Source organism: Mucilaginibacter sp. KACC 22773 (genome assembly GCF_028736215.1).
Lineage (GTDB): Bacteria > Bacteroidota > Bacteroidia > Sphingobacteriales > Sphingobacteriaceae > Mucilaginibacter.
The window spans coordinates 1,495,348-1,509,461 of the sequence record NZ_CP117883.1 but is presented as its reverse complement, the minus strand read 5'-3'; the positions used below and the strand labels follow the sequence as shown (position 1 = coordinate 1,509,461).

The following is a 14,114-nucleotide window of genomic DNA, read 5'->3' as shown; positions in this document are numbered from 1 at the left end:
AAAAAGAATAAATTTTAAAGCTCTTAGTTGCGCCTGAAACCGCCTTTTCCACCACCAGTGTTGCCACCGCCGTTAAAACCAGGCCCTTTGTCTTCGGCTATGTTAACTGTAATCCTGCGTCCATAATAACTTGCGCCATTCATACACCTTATCGCTTCCTTCGCTTCGTTATCGTTCACCATCTCTACAAACCCAAAACCCTTACTCTCTTTTGTTTCGCGGTCTTTAATGATCCTGAGCGATTTAACCGGCCCAAAATCACCAAAAACTGCTGTTAATTCGGCCTCATCTACTTCTAAAGGAAGCCCTGCAATAAATACTTTCATCAATGTCTTTAAAATTTGCATAAAGGTACAAAAAATAAGGGGTATTTTACCCGCTACCTTTGTAAATAGCTTGGTTGCAACGGCTTTTTTACCTTTAAATTACGCAAGCAATATTAACTCACAATATAAATAAAGGCTATTAAAAGAAATGATAATTATTTAAGCTGGAGCTCGAAACTGCCTTCTACACGATAAAATGGCGAGTTTTCTTTATCGTCTTTGGCCAAAAAGGTAAAGAATGTACCTTTTGCTATCATATTATCCTTGTTGTATTTATCAATAGTTATCTTGCCCGAATCATCCTTGCCAACAAATTTGGTTAGCGTGTATTGCAGCAGTGGCTTTTTTTCATCAACCGTAAACAAAAACTGGCTGCCAGCAACCTTGCTGTTAATATTGGCAGAGGCAAAACCTTCTGAGCTTATTCCAAAACTCATGGTATGCGCCTTGTTGATGGCTGTAATGCCAAAATACTTGTTATCGCCGTTATGTACGTTGATGAATGCTATCGAATCTGTTGCGGCATCAAAAGTATAGGTAGAATCCTCTATGGTTACTTTTAATGTTCCCTTTCCGGCCAAAAAATTACCCGGGTTATTAATAATACCTAAGGCTGTGCTATCAGCAGCCGTTGCCGGTTTGGCAGTCTCCATATCCTTAACACTCTCATCTTTCTGACATGATGAAACCACCACCGAGATAAGTAAAGCATATAAAACAAACCATTTAGTAAACCGGATCCTATTCATAGGTTATTTGATGTATAAAGCTAACAATAAAAATTCCAAATATTTACCAACCGGAATTAATTTAGTAAATATTTAACTTTTTTTAACGCCCATATGATACATAAACACCGCTACGATATTATTTTTCGGAATATTATATATTATACCCATATTTAACTAACAAACACCCTTAAAAAGCTTTGGGGTGGGGCGTTAAAAAACTTCGCCTACATTAATGAACAATCCCCTGGAGCCCTGCCTGCCGAAGCCATAATCAATAGCGATATTTGTTTTTGATACTTTATTAAGCTTGATACGCAAGCCCGGTCCATAGCCAGGTTGTGGTGCCTGCAATCCAGTACCTGGCCCGGCAGAAAACGACTGGCCATTTACAAACAATACACCGCCCAATAAACCGTTACGGATAATTTTAAACCGATACTCCCCTTCAAGATATATCATCTGGGCGCCGCGAAAACGGCCCTGGATATAGCCACGACCGGTAGTAAAATTTTGATCGTTGGCGGTTGAAGGCAATTCCAGGTAAGCCGGACGGCCATTAAGTATCAACCAGTTGTATGACCATATGGCAAAAACATTTTCTGAATTGCCGGGTAAATGATAGTACTTTCTGATATCAATAATAAGCGAACGCCAGGGCCTTGTGCTACCCAAAAAAGTAAAATTATCCCGGTAGGTTATTGCTGTATAAAAACCCCGCGCCGGGTTTATAGAATTATCGCGGCTATCAAATAGTGCATTAAATGTTAAACCGGTTGATATTGCGCGCGGTACCGGGCCATATTTTTCATAATCGGATACGCCGCCATTTAACTGGCCTTTTTCCTGCATGTTCCAGCGGTCGTCAAAAATATAGCCCAGGCCGGCAAAAAAGTTGCCGCCAATATTACGCAAAACCGTTTCATTAATCCTGAAAAAAGAGAAATCAAGCGGATTTTCGTTTACCATGTTTGAATGGCTGCCTAAACCAAAGGTGCTCTGTGGGTATTTAAAATACCTTAAATCGCTGATAATATTAAACTGGTTATTCTTTGTCCAGATGCTGGCCAGCAGTGGTACAATAACTTGTTTTTTTTGAGTATAGGCCGGGTTTATGGTGATGGTAGAGATGCGGGCCTTTGGCGCTGTGCGAAAAGCAATGTTGCCGGATATGGTAGCCGCCAGGGATGTTTGCAATGTGTAGCCGAAAGCCGGCAAAATAGAAAGTACAGGTTTTGTGCCGATGGAATCGACTTTTGCATTTTTATCGGCCTTAACAAAAACTGAGCTGATAACGTCGATAATATCCTTTTCATTGGCCGTATCAGCCGGGGTGGCAACAATAGTATCTTTAAGCTTAGAGTGCCCAAGCGGAATATACCTTTTATCCTGCGCGTATAATACCGAGCAACCAAACATCAGGACAATGAGCGCAAAACTAAAAGTGAATATTTTGCCAGGCATTATTATTTGGCATTTTAAAGTTTGATAAAATTACAAGTATAGCATAATTATACCATTTACCTATTTATATCAATTTAAATACCAGGGCTTTTATTGCGCCTTCAACCTTGGGTCGAAAGTAAATTTGTTTACGCTGCGAATTTTTATTTTTTCAAAATCCGGGTGGGCCGGGTTAAGCAGGTAGTTATATTCCAGGTCAATAATTGCCGATGGTACTTTTAAAATCGCGGTTTCCATTTTATGCAGCCATTCATCGCCCAGCTGTTGGGTAATGGGGTAATTAATCACCTTGGCCCATTGTTCGTTGAGCTTGGTAAGTTGGCTGATCGTTATTTCGGCGATGGGTAGTTTATCCGGAACTTCGATAATGATCACCGAGAAATTGCCGCTTTGTAACGACGTACCAACCGAATGGGCAAGTTTTTCTAAACAGGAAAGCGCCAGGGAACCACCCGTGTAAATAACATACTGGCCCGCCGAGTTCCATCTCCCGTCGATCCCCGAACCTTTACGGTCATGGGCATATTTGGTTTGGCTTATGCGGTAGGTGAGCAAGTTTAATTATTTAATTATCGATTTACTGAATTATTGATTTACTGAATTGTTAATTATTGATTTAGTCGGATTATCTAAATTTGAGGCAACCATGCAAAATCAGTAATTCAGTAAATCGATAATTCTATAATTAATTAAGCCAAAACCCCGTAATCAATACGGATAAGCTGAGCTATCACAATGTTGATACCGGTGATGGTATCGAGCAAATCAAAGGGGATGGCATCAATGCCGGGGTTGTAATGCTTTAACCAGCTTTTAAATTCATCAAGCGTGCCAAAGGTATCAAGGCCTTTATTAAAAAGTTCAAAAAGCTGGATGATGTGCTCGCTCAGGCCCTGGTTTAAATCCCTTGCGCCCTGGATGTGTTTACGCAGGGTTGGCTCGGTGATATCAAGCCATTTGGCAACATCAATTTGCGTTGCGCCCGTAACACGAATTAAATCGGTGAGGGCGGCAGATTGCAAACCGTGTTTTATGGCACCAAGCTTGGCCAGTGGCGATTTAAAATAAGTTTCGTAAGGCACAAACAAATCATGTAACATAAATGCCGATGCATCATGTTCAGGTATTACATACGGTTTTGAAGGCACCTGCTTGGCGCTTGTTGTGGTATACTGCCCTTTTACTGATTTCATACACAAATGTAATTATTTTCTTTTTAAAAAGAAAATAATTTAGTTCACTTTAGTTCATTGGTTCATTGGTTCATTGGTTCATTGGTAAACGCGGGCGTAACGGATACAAGGCTTTAAACTCTCGCTGCCGAACTCCCCTGCCCGGTATACCGCCAGACAAGACCAATGAACTAATGAACAAGTGAACCAATGAATCAATGAACCAAAATATTTTACCAAAAAAATTAGCATAATTAAAAAAATATCCTTACATTTGATTCTACTTTATGCCAATCGGCATTTTAAACATAACAATGAAAACTTCTTATAAATTCAAAAACGCCCAACAGTTGGGCGAGTTGATAGACGATTATTTTTTATACATTAAAGGAGAGTATGAATTAACGCAGCCAAAAGGACGCTCAGCAAAACCAATTCAGAAAATTTATAGCCGTGAGCCAGAATTCCCTACCATTAGCAGCCTGGCTTTATTCCTTGGGTTTGATAGTATGATAGATTTTAAGCAATATGAAGAGATGCGAAAATATTCAAGGCCTTTTAAACATGCCCGATTGCGTATTGAAGCCGCATACCAGCAATTACTTTTTGAAAAACCAACCGCTACCATATTCGCACTGAAAAGCATGGGCTGGAATGACAAGCCAGGAGCAACTAAAACATCAACCGAAACCCACAAAACCCTCAAAGTCGAGATGACCAGCACCGGCCCGAAACCTGCATCTACCGAAAAGGAAGTGGATGTTTTAATTTGAGGATTTTTCGAATTTGAAAATTTGAGGATTTGAAAATTTGAAAATTGATTGCCCGCCATTCAATGACCAATGACAGCACAGCGAAATGACCAATGACCAATGACAGCGTAGCGAAATGACTAATGACCAATTAACCAATGACCCCAAATTTGAAGTATCTATCCTGTTTGGGCAAAATTACAATACCGATGCCCATGTTGTGGTAAACCAGGGCGGCACAAGCTCGGGTAAAACCTACGCCATTGGGCAGGTGCTGTTTTGTATAGCTTGCCAGGCGCCAAAACAGGTTATAACCATAGTAGGCCAGGATATTCCCAACTTAAAAGCAGGCGTGCTGCGCGATGCGTTAAGTATTTACAATAGCTCGGTTGTGTTACAAACAGCGGTAAAAAGCTATAATAAAAGCGACCGGATATTTGAGTTCCATAACGGCACTTTAATCGAATTTAAAAGCTATGCCGATCCGCAGGACGCCAAATCGGGCAAGCGCGATTACCTGTTTATAAACGAAGCCAATGGCATAAGCTACGCGGTCTATGCCGAGCTGGCCTTGCGCACCCGCAAACGTATTTATATAGATTATAACCCCAACAGCACCTTTTGGGTACATGAACAGGTAATAGGCAGGCCGGGAGTGCAAACCATCATATCCGATCACAGGCATAACCCCTTTTTGGATGATACTGTCAGGGCCAAAATAGAATCGTTAAAAACCGAGGATATCGAATTATGGAAAGTGTATGCCCGGGGCCTTACCGGTAAAATATCCGGGCTCATATTCCCCAACTGGTATGTTTGCGAACAAATTCCGCCCGAAGCCAGGTTAATTGCCACCGGCCTGGATTTTGGTTTTACCAACGACCCAACCACCTGCCTGCAGGTTTACCTGCAAAATGGCGAGCTATGGATACACGAATTGATATACCAAACCGGGCTCACCAATACCGATATAGCCACCAGGCTAAAAGCCGAAGGCCTGAGCCTTAAAACCGAGATTATTGCCGATAGCGCCGAGCCAAAATCGATAGAAGAATTTAAGCGCATGGGCTGGTACATCACCGGGGCAAAAAAAGGCGCCGACAGTATCAATAATTCTATTGATATACTTAAACGGTATAAAATAAACGTAACCCGCGCCAGCGTCAACCTGCGCAAGGAGCTCGACCGCTATAAATGGCGTGTTGACCGCAGCGGCAAAACCATCAACGAAGCTGTAGATTCCTACAACCACTTGATAGATGCCCTAAGATATGTGGCTTTAAATAAACTGGCAATAAACAACCGCGACAACAAATTAAGATCGAGGCTGCCGTATAACCCTAAAATAACCAGCCGCAGCATGTTTGATGAACTAATCGGCTCACGTTTTTAACCGACCATTAAAACACCTCCTTCAGGGGGCTAACCAATAACACTATCCCTGTAAATTAACCAATCAAAAACTCCCCCTTCAGGGGGCCGGGGGGCTCATTATGATAGAAAAAACACTAAAAACAACTACGGGCAAACTGCCCATCAAAATCCCCACTCAATTAAGCGATGTCACGCTTGGGCAAATGATGGCCATGCAGGCCAAACCAAACTTAAATGATATTGAAGCCATCAGCATTTTATCGGGCATACCCGTCAGCGAGCTTCAGCAGGTAAAAGATGCCAATGATTTTCTTGTTTTTACTGATAGCGTACTGGCATTGGCTTACCAGATCAAATATCTGTACAACAGCGACGTGATACCCAAACAGATTAGTTTCCTGCTGCCCGGCGAAAACCGGCCAAAAACGGTAAAGGTGTTAGATAACTTATCGGTTGAGCCGGCAGGCGCTTTTATGGCCGCACGGGAAATTATTGCCGATGAGGTAAACAACCACATTAAAAAATTTGGCGAAGAGGACTGGAAAGAAAACTTTAACCCATCATTAAACGCCTGTTGCCAGGTACTGGCCCACTATTTTTATTGCCGGGCAACAGGCAAACCCTATAACGAATACCAGGCCGAAGAATTTAGCAACCATATAAAAAACATGCGGGTAACGGAGGCACTGCCCATCTCAAAGCATTTTTTTTACTGTTATCCCAGCTTATCGAAACCGAAAACAAACTTCTGGCATCGCCTGCAACAATTTTGGAAAAACGGGCTGGCATACAATCGTTCGAAAAATTTAAATACATCAACACCATAAATGCCCTTGCCGATGGCGATATCACCAAATGGGATACTATCCTGAACATGCCCTACGAAAGGGTACTCACCAAACTCCTGCTCAACAAAACCGAAGCAGAATACCAGAAAAGGTACGGCGAAATCAGTCGGGAGTCTTAAGTTCTGAGTTTTGAGTCTTAAACTCTTTGGTTTAACATAATCTCACTCGCAAATTACTTTAAAATCAATAATTCACTAAATCACTAATTCAATAATTGCCTCCATGCGTAACCAAATAGAAACCATCGTACAATCATTAACCGGCGGCCCAACATTTGCCTACGGTACCCAAAACGAATTAAACACCCTGGCAGATGATAAAATTTTTCCGTGTGTGTTTATGTACCCGCTGCAGCCCATCGAGGTATCGCCACAGGTAAACGGATCTGTTGATAACACTTTTACCATCTATCTTGAATTTTTGTTCAAAACAGATTTCGGGCAGTTTACTGCTGATAATGAAACCTTTGTGCAGCAGGCGCTGCAAATGGCCAACCAGTTTATAGTAAAAGCATCAAAGTATCGCGAAGGCGAAGGCAGGTACTTCCGCATCAAGGCTGGCATCAAGGCAAAATGCCTACCGGTATATAATAAGTTTGATGTAAATACTACAGGTGTCGGATTAACCATCACCCTGCCAACCATGTACTACGATACATTTTAAGCCAACTTTTGACCACCTAAAAATCAAAACAATAAAAATATGGCTATAGTAGCAAACATCACCATTACCAACACAACCAGCCCCAGCGAAGACCAGGTTTATGGCGACGGGCACATTTTTTTAACCGATTCTGAAACTAACCAGCCCGTAAACGGCAACAACGTTGTTGTAACCTTTACCCAGAATATTAATGGCAACATTTCCACACGATCGGTAACCATACCAGGGCAAAGCATTAAAATATTCTCGGGCCTTATTGCCGATAAAATAACCGGTTATTTTGTTACTTTCAGCACGCCGCAGCTGGGCACCGTGCCCGATCCGGAGCCACCGGTAAACACTTGCGACCTGAAGATCAATTTTATCCACATAGATAAGCCCGAATCGGCGCCCGGGGCAGCCGACGCCCAGGTGACGGTTAATGCATCGTCAACCTATGGCCCTATCCTGTACAGTATCGACTTTGGCGATACGTGGCAGGCTTCGGCTACATTCTCAAACCTCAGCGGTGGCATACTTTCGGTAGTCGTTAAAGATGCCAACAGTTTGGGCTGTACAGCTAATGGCTCAGTAAACATCCCTACCCTATCCGACTTGCTGATTAATGATCCATCGGTAACCATCGGCGGCAATACCTCCCGCTGGAACGCGGCATTTAATCCCGTGGTGTTCACCTATCAGCGTAAAGACTTTAGCGTATCGGCCGTTACTGCTAATTACGAAGCCGGCTACGCCTGCGTCACGTTAAACACAAACCTCACCAACCTGGCCGGTGACTCCCTGGTAAAAACCGGCGATAAAGTTTACATAAACGCCGGCTCTTACAAAGGTGTTTACGAAATAGTAAAACCCTATACGTATAACCAATTGGTGATTAAAACGCCATTTGTTGGCGATGCAACGGGTTTTATCAACATTAACAATTTGCGGCCCTATTACAAGGTAACTACCCAAATAACCTACATAGATAAACTCACCGGTCGCCAGGAAACCATCACCTCAAACAACCGCCCCGATGGAACGGGGCTGGTAAAGGCCGACCTATCCAACTTTTTGCAAAGCCTTTTATTACCTGCCGATAACAGCGATTATACCCAAACCAATCATCGCGACGACAACCTGAGCGCCAGCTACCAAATACAATATGCCCAGCACTGGGACGATGGCACATCCGAAGGACATACCTCGGAATATGTAAACCTTGTGAACCCTTATTACGTGGTTTACGCGGCAAAGCAATTAGGCGAACAATATGGTGGTAACCTGGCCGCATATGTTCCCTTTGCCCAGGCTAATGATGCTAACCAACGCGCCCGCTGGATAACCGACTTTACCGAACCAGCCTACTCCATCGGCTACCCATTTGATATTGGTTTTATTTACAGCGAAGAAATGGTTGGCCGGCAATTATATTGCGAATTAACTCCACTGGATATAAACCGCCAGCCTTTAACAGGTGAGTCTGGGGTGACAAGCAGCCTGCTTAACGAAGATGGCTCATGGCTATTAAACCAGGATGGCAGCAAATACATTATTGCCGGGCAAAACCAGGTAAGCTTCCCTGTCCCCGGCCAGTTAGGCTTAAACCGGTTGATGATTAATAATAGCTTCCCGCGCGGGGCATTTTACTTTAACCTTACCCTTAAGTATGACGATGAGCATGGCACACATACCGTTACCCAAACACAAACAATAAGGATAGACGATGCGGTTGACGACCAGTCGGTTTACCTGCGCTGGATAGGACTGAGTGGTTCCTTTAACTACTACCGTTTTGTTTTTAACCAGGAATTAAGCCTTGATGTCCAAAATGCCACCATCATCAAAAACTACGTGCACGATTGGGAAAACCAGCAGGGTATTGAAGAAGTGATAAGCAAAACGGCAGGCCAAAAAATGAAGATAATGGCCGAAGACCTGTCGGTAGCTGATATCAAAGGCCTCCAATCCATCAAGTACTCGCCCAAAGTACAAATGCTGGTTAACAAAAACCCGGTTAAGTGGCAAACCATCGTCATCAACACCGCCACCTTCAGTGAGTACGAAACCCGCAACGGCCAGGCCCCATTCAGCATCACGTTTAATATGCCGTCTATCAATATACAAACGCAATAGAATTTGGGATTTCGGATGTTCGATTTCGGATTTACTTTGCCTTGCAAATCATCCAATGACAGCGAAGCGAAATGACAAGCGAAGCGAATGACCAATGACAAGCGCAGCGACAATGACCAATGACAAGCGCAGCGATAATGACCAATGACAAGCGCAGCGATAATGACAAGCGCAGCGACAATGACCAATGACAAGCGCAGCGACAATGACCAATGACAGCGCAGCGATAATGACTAATAAAGATGAACGATTTACAACTATATATTAATGACCAGCAGGTTGATCTGAGCGATGACAGCCCCATCGCGCTTACCTTCCAGATTAACAACCTCGCCGAGGTTAAAAACCAGCAGGGCAATACCAGCAACCAGTTTAAACTGCCGCTTACCCAGCGCAACCGGCAAATATTGGGTTTCCCGGATGATGTGACCTTTACTACCGCCCAACCCTACAGCTACTACGATGCCCGCATTATACAGGATGGGTTAGAGATTGTGCCCTACGGCATTGCCCAGTTAAACACCATCGAACAAAATACAGCCAGCATAACCGTGCTAAGCGGCAATGTTGATTTTTTTGATGCTATTGAAGGTAAAATGTATGATATGGGCGATAGCACTACACCTTATGGCGTAAAACAGCCATTTAAACCATTTCAGCACAAATGGACGGTAGAAAATGCGGCAAAATCGCAGGTAAAAACAGATGGCTGGATTTGGCCCGTTGTTGATTATGGCAGCCTGGTTTACCAAATTACCGGCAATAACGAGATCAATGTACGCCAGCTAAGGCCGGGCTTTTTTATAAAAACAGCTATTGATTTGATGCTGGCGAGTAATGGGTATAAGGCAACGGGCTCGTTACTTAAAAACCCGGTTTACCCGCTGCTGATAGCGCAGTTTAGCAATGATAATTTTGACCATGGCAGTGATTACCAAAATCAGCCGGCAACCAACGGAATCAGCTATTACAACGGAATGGACATTTTTGTGTCGAGGAAGAAAAATTCAGGGGAGGAACCTGGCGGCCCCATTATATTTCCAAACCTGCAATCAGACCCCAACAAACATTATATCGACGGAAAATATACGGCCCGGGAAACCATTACGGTTGATGCTACACTCACCATCCCCACATTTCATTTTCACGGTAGCGGCGGCGATAACAAAAGCGATGTTGAGATCAGCATTGTTTTAGATACGCCTGGCCAGGAAAGAATTACCATGGGAATAAAGAAATTCGACTTTAGCGACGGATTTGATGAGTACGATCATAATACCAGCGGCAAAGGCCTAAAAGTTAGCAAAACCTACACGGGAACGGTTATCACAGCGCCAGATATTGAACTGGCCGAGGGTCAACAACTTTCGGTAGAATATGATTTCCACGGCGCCGCCCCTTACGATTTTACTCTATATGCCGGGGCTAAATTTGAAGTAGCAGTTCAAAACCAAAAAGTACTTTACGGCCAGGACGTGCAATGCGAGCGTATTTTTCCGGATATCAGCCAGAAAGATCTGCTGAAGGACACCTTACAGCGTTTCGGTATCATTTGCCAAACCGACAATACAACCCGTACCATTAATTTCGCGTCGTTTAAGGATATTGTAGGCAATATTCCCAACGCCAAAAACTGGACCGGTAAATGTCTTGATCAAGGCAAAACCGTAAGCTTCCAGCTGGGTGGCTATGCACAGGTAAACAACATGAAATACAAAACCGACGACAATGTGCTGCCCAAAAGCTTTGCCGATGCGCAGATAAAAGTAGCCGATAAAACCCTGCCCGCCACTGCCGATTTGTTTGAAAGCCAGTTTGCCCCCACCCTTAACCGGCCTTATATTGGCGGCACCGTAGCCCAGATAAAAATGATTGACGATACATCCGACGATAACAGTTTCAGCATTGGCGTTACACCCCGGATATTGATAGATCAAAAAGTACGGCTGGCAGGTAAAACCATCAAATTTACAGATGGCGATGCAGCCAACGATATGTTTGTGAACGATTACATATCGGCCCCGTATTTTTACAAGCCCGACGGCGAACACAACCTATGTTTTACTGATATGCAGGGCAACGGCCAGGGCAAAATGCTGCCAGGTTTAAAAACACTGTATTATCCCGAACTGGAAAAAATACTACAACAAACCAAAAAGGTAGTGCGCTACTTTTTACTTACACCGCGCGACATCCTGGATCTTGACTTGCTGATACCCGTTTACCTGGAGCAGGACAGCTGTTACTACTACATCAATAAAATTGACAGCTGGCGCAAAGGGCAGCCAACTAAGGTGGAGCTGGTGAAGCTTGGGTGATGCCTTACGTTTAAGAGAACCACCCATGGGTTATCATTTCAGTCGCTGAATCTGAATAGAAAAAGAGGGTATATCGATCACTACTAACGTTTGTAAAAATATTAGTAATAGATAAAATATCTTCTTTTTTGATGTTATTCTCATTTATAAATTGAGTGAGTTTATCGGCGCTGGAAAATACCGATGACTTTAATATTATCATGATAATTAGGGTAAGTGTTAGTGAAAATGTTAAAATAGCTTTTTTTTTAATAATTGAGTTGTATCTGTATGTCGTTTTGCATTATACTACTGGTTGATGTTTTCAGGCTGATCGAGAATTCAAATTCAATAGTAAAGTATTCGGCCAGGTTTCTGAAACAAATTGCTTTTATGCGATTCAGCCTCTGGTCGGTGTTTTCACCGTACCAGTTCTGCTTTGTTTTTTATTTTATAACCAATAAATCAAATTTGCAATTGATACTTCTGTTTATTATTTTTACCAATAAAATTAGCAAAACATCAATTAACCAAGGCAAAAAAAAATCAAGTATCACTTTTGAGCAAAAGTGAAGAATACATTTCAACCTTTTATATTCAGCAACAAAACCGAAAACTTATATGCACATGAATACCGATAAAGAATCAGAACTAAAGAAAAAGAAACCACGCCGGAGCAGAGGCTGGATCATTGCAGGCGGGATCGCTTTATTGCTATCATGTCTGGTTACCCTTAATTGGAATTTAGTAACCTTAGGATATTATTACATTTTCACTGCCGATCATTTTAACGAAGGTGATAAAGTATACATATCAAAGTCGATGTTCGATGTCCACGTAGATGGTTTCTCGGCGTTTCGGCTTATCCGCCCTTCAAAGCGAAGTGATATTGATACAATGAATGTAGGAGAATATATGAAAAGGGATCTTATAAAAGGTATGGATACAACTTTACAATCATTCGCAAAACCTTTTAATATTACTTTTGACAGGCAGGATATGATCAAACAAAAGTCGGCGTTCATAGGTACATTTGTTAAAACCAGTTTCGTAAACGTTAAAAGTCCGGAGGGCGAGATCTTTTTGACTATGATGTATGTTATTAAGCCCAACAAAAAAGTTTTTCATGTCGAAGATGCTGAGTACAAGCGGCCAATACAATTACCACAAACCTATAACTTAGCCAACGATAATATCTACATGTATCCCCCGTCAGTATCGTCAAAAGAACTCAAAACATTTTCAACTCAATAAAAAGCATTCGCTTTTTATTGAGTTGAAAATATGCCAAATAGCATTTAAAACATAAATAATGTCAGATCAAAAAATTAACGTTGATATAAATATCAATGCCGATAGCCTTAGGCAAATTCCAGAATATAAAGCTGCTTTCGATAATTTAAGCGGCGCTATAAATAACCTTAACAAGGAGGTTTTAAAATACAACACGCAAAATAAAGAATCCGTTAACTGGGGAACCAAAATCAAAACTACCGTAAAAGATCTGGTAGATACCTTTAAGAGCTTTAACGATATCGACATTGCTATAGATACTTTTCCGAGTTACATTTTTTTCTTAACCGAAAAATTTAATTTGCTATAGATAATCTCATTTATTACCTTTACCAATAAAATTAGCAAAAAAAAACTAAACGTTCTAAACCTTAAATATGAAATTACCTTACATTCTTTTTTTATCGATTTTACTTGCCAGTTGCGACCAAAGCTATATGAATAAGCCCATTGATAATCGACCGGCTACCGAGCTATCCCTGATCAAAAGACTGAGTATAGCTGATTCAGCATATGACGCGAGTGAAAATGAGATAAAAAAGACAGAGGCAATTGAAAAAGGAAAGAGTGACATTGCAAAATTCATTATAGATACGCTGCATTCCGATGTAAAGGAATGGCCCGCAATTGTTCACGAAATAAGAGTGGTACAGTATCCAATCAATTATATCGACGTTACATTATTAATCTCAAAAGGAATTACATTAGATGAAAAATATCCAAATTTTAATGCCGTTGTATTGAATGCCAAAGTTGATCAAACAGACAGCGTACTGAAAAATTCGCTTAAAGAATTATTGCGCGGCGATACAGTTTTAGTTAATGGGTTCTTTGAAAAAGATGTTAATGAAAATATTGACTTTACAGGTTATTCAATAGGGCAAGGCGATAAAGAGGCGTTCTCTAACCCATCATTTAACTTTACCCTCAAAAAAATAACAAAAAAAGGCAAGTAATAATATCAAATGGCCGTTAATTGGCCGTTTTTCTTAGACCCAAATATGCTAAATGGCATTTAAAACATATTGCTTAATTGAGCAATATTTGACCCTTTTTACTCTCAATCTAACATTCTCACAATT

The 14,114-nt window shown here is 41.8% G+C and carries 15 protein-coding genes; 10 read left to right on the top strand and 5 right to left on the bottom strand.

Features of this window, described 5'->3' with window-relative positions; translation table 11 throughout:
• Positions 1–23: 23 nt before the first annotated feature.
• The 5 genes from PQ469_RS06600 to PQ469_RS06580 all read right to left on the bottom strand — a co-directional run bounded on the left by PQ469_RS06600 (position 24) and on the right by PQ469_RS06580 (position 3,711).
• Positions 24–326 carry an RNA recognition motif domain-containing protein gene (locus PQ469_RS06600; protein WP_090651108.1) on the bottom strand — a complete coding sequence of 101 codons (303 nt, stop codon included), beginning with the start codon at positions 324–326 and terminating at the stop codon, positions 24–26.
• Between the two features lie 155 nt (positions 327–481).
• Positions 482–1,075, bottom strand: a complete 594-nt coding sequence (locus PQ469_RS06595; protein ID WP_274212230.1) for a hypothetical protein — start codon at positions 1,073–1,075, stop codon at positions 482–484.
• Positions 1,076–1,267: 192 nt separating this feature from the next.
• Positions 1,268–2,518, bottom strand: coding sequence for a BamA/TamA family outer membrane protein (locus tag PQ469_RS06590; RefSeq protein ID WP_274212229.1), 1,251 nt, complete (start codon positions 2,516–2,518; stop codon positions 1,268–1,270).
• Positions 2,519–2,608: 90 nt separating this feature from the next.
• Positions 2,609–3,073 (bottom strand): RES family NAD+ phosphorylase, encoded by a 465-nt coding sequence (locus PQ469_RS06585; RefSeq protein ID WP_274212228.1) that lies wholly within the window; start codon positions 3,071–3,073, stop codon positions 2,609–2,611.
• 134 nt (positions 3,074–3,207) lie between these two features.
• Positions 3,208–3,711, bottom strand: a complete 504-nt coding sequence (locus tag PQ469_RS06580) for an Xre family toxin-antitoxin system antitoxin (RefSeq protein WP_274212227.1) — start codon at positions 3,709–3,711, stop codon at positions 3,208–3,210.
• A gap of 293 nt (positions 3,712–4,004) precedes the next feature.
• Between PQ469_RS06580 and PQ469_RS06575 the strand changes: the two genes are divergently transcribed.
• From PQ469_RS06575 to PQ469_RS06530, 10 genes are all read left to right on the top strand, one after another.
• Complete coding sequence (locus PQ469_RS06575; RefSeq protein ID WP_274212226.1) at positions 4,005–4,463, top strand: terminase small subunit; 459 nt, start codon at positions 4,005–4,007, stop codon at positions 4,461–4,463.
• Between the two features lie 115 nt (positions 4,464–4,578).
• A complete protein-coding gene (locus tag PQ469_RS06570; RefSeq protein ID WP_274212225.1) occupies positions 4,579–5,835 on the top strand; it encodes a PBSX family phage terminase large subunit in 1,257 nt (418 codons plus the stop codon).
• A 100-nt stretch (positions 5,836–5,935) separates the two neighbouring features.
• Positions 5,936–6,643, top strand: a complete 708-nt coding sequence (locus tag PQ469_RS06565; RefSeq protein WP_274212224.1) for a hypothetical protein — start codon at positions 5,936–5,938, stop codon at positions 6,641–6,643.
• Entirely contained in the window at positions 6,586–6,783 is a 198-nt protein-coding gene (locus PQ469_RS06560) for a hypothetical protein (RefSeq protein ID WP_274212223.1), read from the top strand. The genes PQ469_RS06565 and PQ469_RS06560 overlap by 58 nt, the downstream gene beginning before the upstream one ends.
• A gap of 103 nt (positions 6,784–6,886) precedes the next feature.
• Entirely contained in the window at positions 6,887–7,327 is a 441-nt protein-coding gene (locus PQ469_RS06555; RefSeq protein WP_274212222.1) for a hypothetical protein, read from the top strand.
• Positions 7,328–7,366: 39 nt separating this feature from the next.
• Positions 7,367–9,442, top strand: coding sequence for a hypothetical protein (locus PQ469_RS06550; RefSeq protein ID WP_274212221.1), 2,076 nt, complete (start codon positions 7,367–7,369; stop codon positions 9,440–9,442).
• A 242-nt stretch (positions 9,443–9,684) separates the two neighbouring features.
• Positions 9,685–11,760, top strand: a complete 2,076-nt coding sequence (locus PQ469_RS06545; RefSeq protein ID WP_274212220.1) for a hypothetical protein — start codon at positions 9,685–9,687, stop codon at positions 11,758–11,760.
• 606 nt (positions 11,761–12,366) lie between these two features.
• Complete coding sequence (locus PQ469_RS06540) at positions 12,367–12,993, top strand: hypothetical protein (protein ID WP_274212219.1); 627 nt, start codon at positions 12,367–12,369, stop codon at positions 12,991–12,993.
• Positions 12,994–13,051: 58 nt separating this feature from the next.
• Positions 13,052–13,342 (top strand): hypothetical protein, encoded by a 291-nt coding sequence (locus PQ469_RS06535; protein WP_274212218.1) that lies wholly within the window; start codon positions 13,052–13,054, stop codon positions 13,340–13,342.
• A gap of 67 nt (positions 13,343–13,409) precedes the next feature.
• On the top strand, positions 13,410–13,988 hold the full coding sequence (locus PQ469_RS06530) for a hypothetical protein (RefSeq protein WP_274212217.1): 579 nt from the start codon (positions 13,410–13,412) through the stop codon (positions 13,986–13,988).
• Positions 13,989–14,114: the final 126 nt, after the last annotated feature.

Bases quoted from the DNA above. Each gene is read 5' to 3' on its own strand.
- PQ469_RS06535 (WP_274212218.1), top strand. From the start codon at position 13,052: ATGTCAGATCAAAAAATTAACGTTGATATAAATATCAATGCCGATAGC.
- PQ469_RS06565 (WP_274212224.1), top strand. From the start codon at position 5,936: ATGATAGAAAAAACACTAAAAACAACTACGGGCAAACTGCCCATCAAA.
- PQ469_RS06540 (WP_274212219.1), top strand. From the start codon at position 12,367: ATGAATACCGATAAAGAATCAGAACTAAAGAAAAAGAAACCACGCCGG.
- PQ469_RS06530 (WP_274212217.1), top strand. From the start codon at position 13,410: ATGAAATTACCTTACATTCTTTTTTTATCGATTTTACTTGCCAGTTGC.
- PQ469_RS06595 (WP_274212230.1), bottom strand. From the start codon at position 1,075: ATGAATAGGATCCGGTTTACTAAATGGTTTGTTTTATATGCTTTACTT.
- PQ469_RS06590 (WP_274212229.1), bottom strand. From the start codon at position 2,518: ATGCCTGGCAAAATATTCACTTTTAGTTTTGCGCTCATTGTCCTGATG.
- PQ469_RS06575 (WP_274212226.1), top strand. From the start codon at position 4,005: ATGAAAACTTCTTATAAATTCAAAAACGCCCAACAGTTGGGCGAGTTG.
- PQ469_RS06600 (WP_090651108.1), bottom strand. From the start codon at position 326: ATGAAAGTATTTATTGCAGGGCTTCCTTTAGAAGTAGATGAGGCCGAA.
- PQ469_RS06545 (WP_274212220.1), top strand. From the start codon at position 9,685: ATGAACGATTTACAACTATATATTAATGACCAGCAGGTTGATCTGAGC.
- PQ469_RS06570 (WP_274212225.1), top strand. From the start codon at position 4,579: ATGACTAATGACCAATTAACCAATGACCCCAAATTTGAAGTATCTATC.
- PQ469_RS06555 (WP_274212222.1), top strand. From the start codon at position 6,887: ATGCGTAACCAAATAGAAACCATCGTACAATCATTAACCGGCGGCCCA.
- PQ469_RS06580 (WP_274212227.1), bottom strand. From the start codon at position 3,711: ATGAAATCAGTAAAAGGGCAGTATACCACAACAAGCGCCAAGCAGGTG.
- PQ469_RS06550 (WP_274212221.1), top strand. From the start codon at position 7,367: ATGGCTATAGTAGCAAACATCACCATTACCAACACAACCAGCCCCAGC.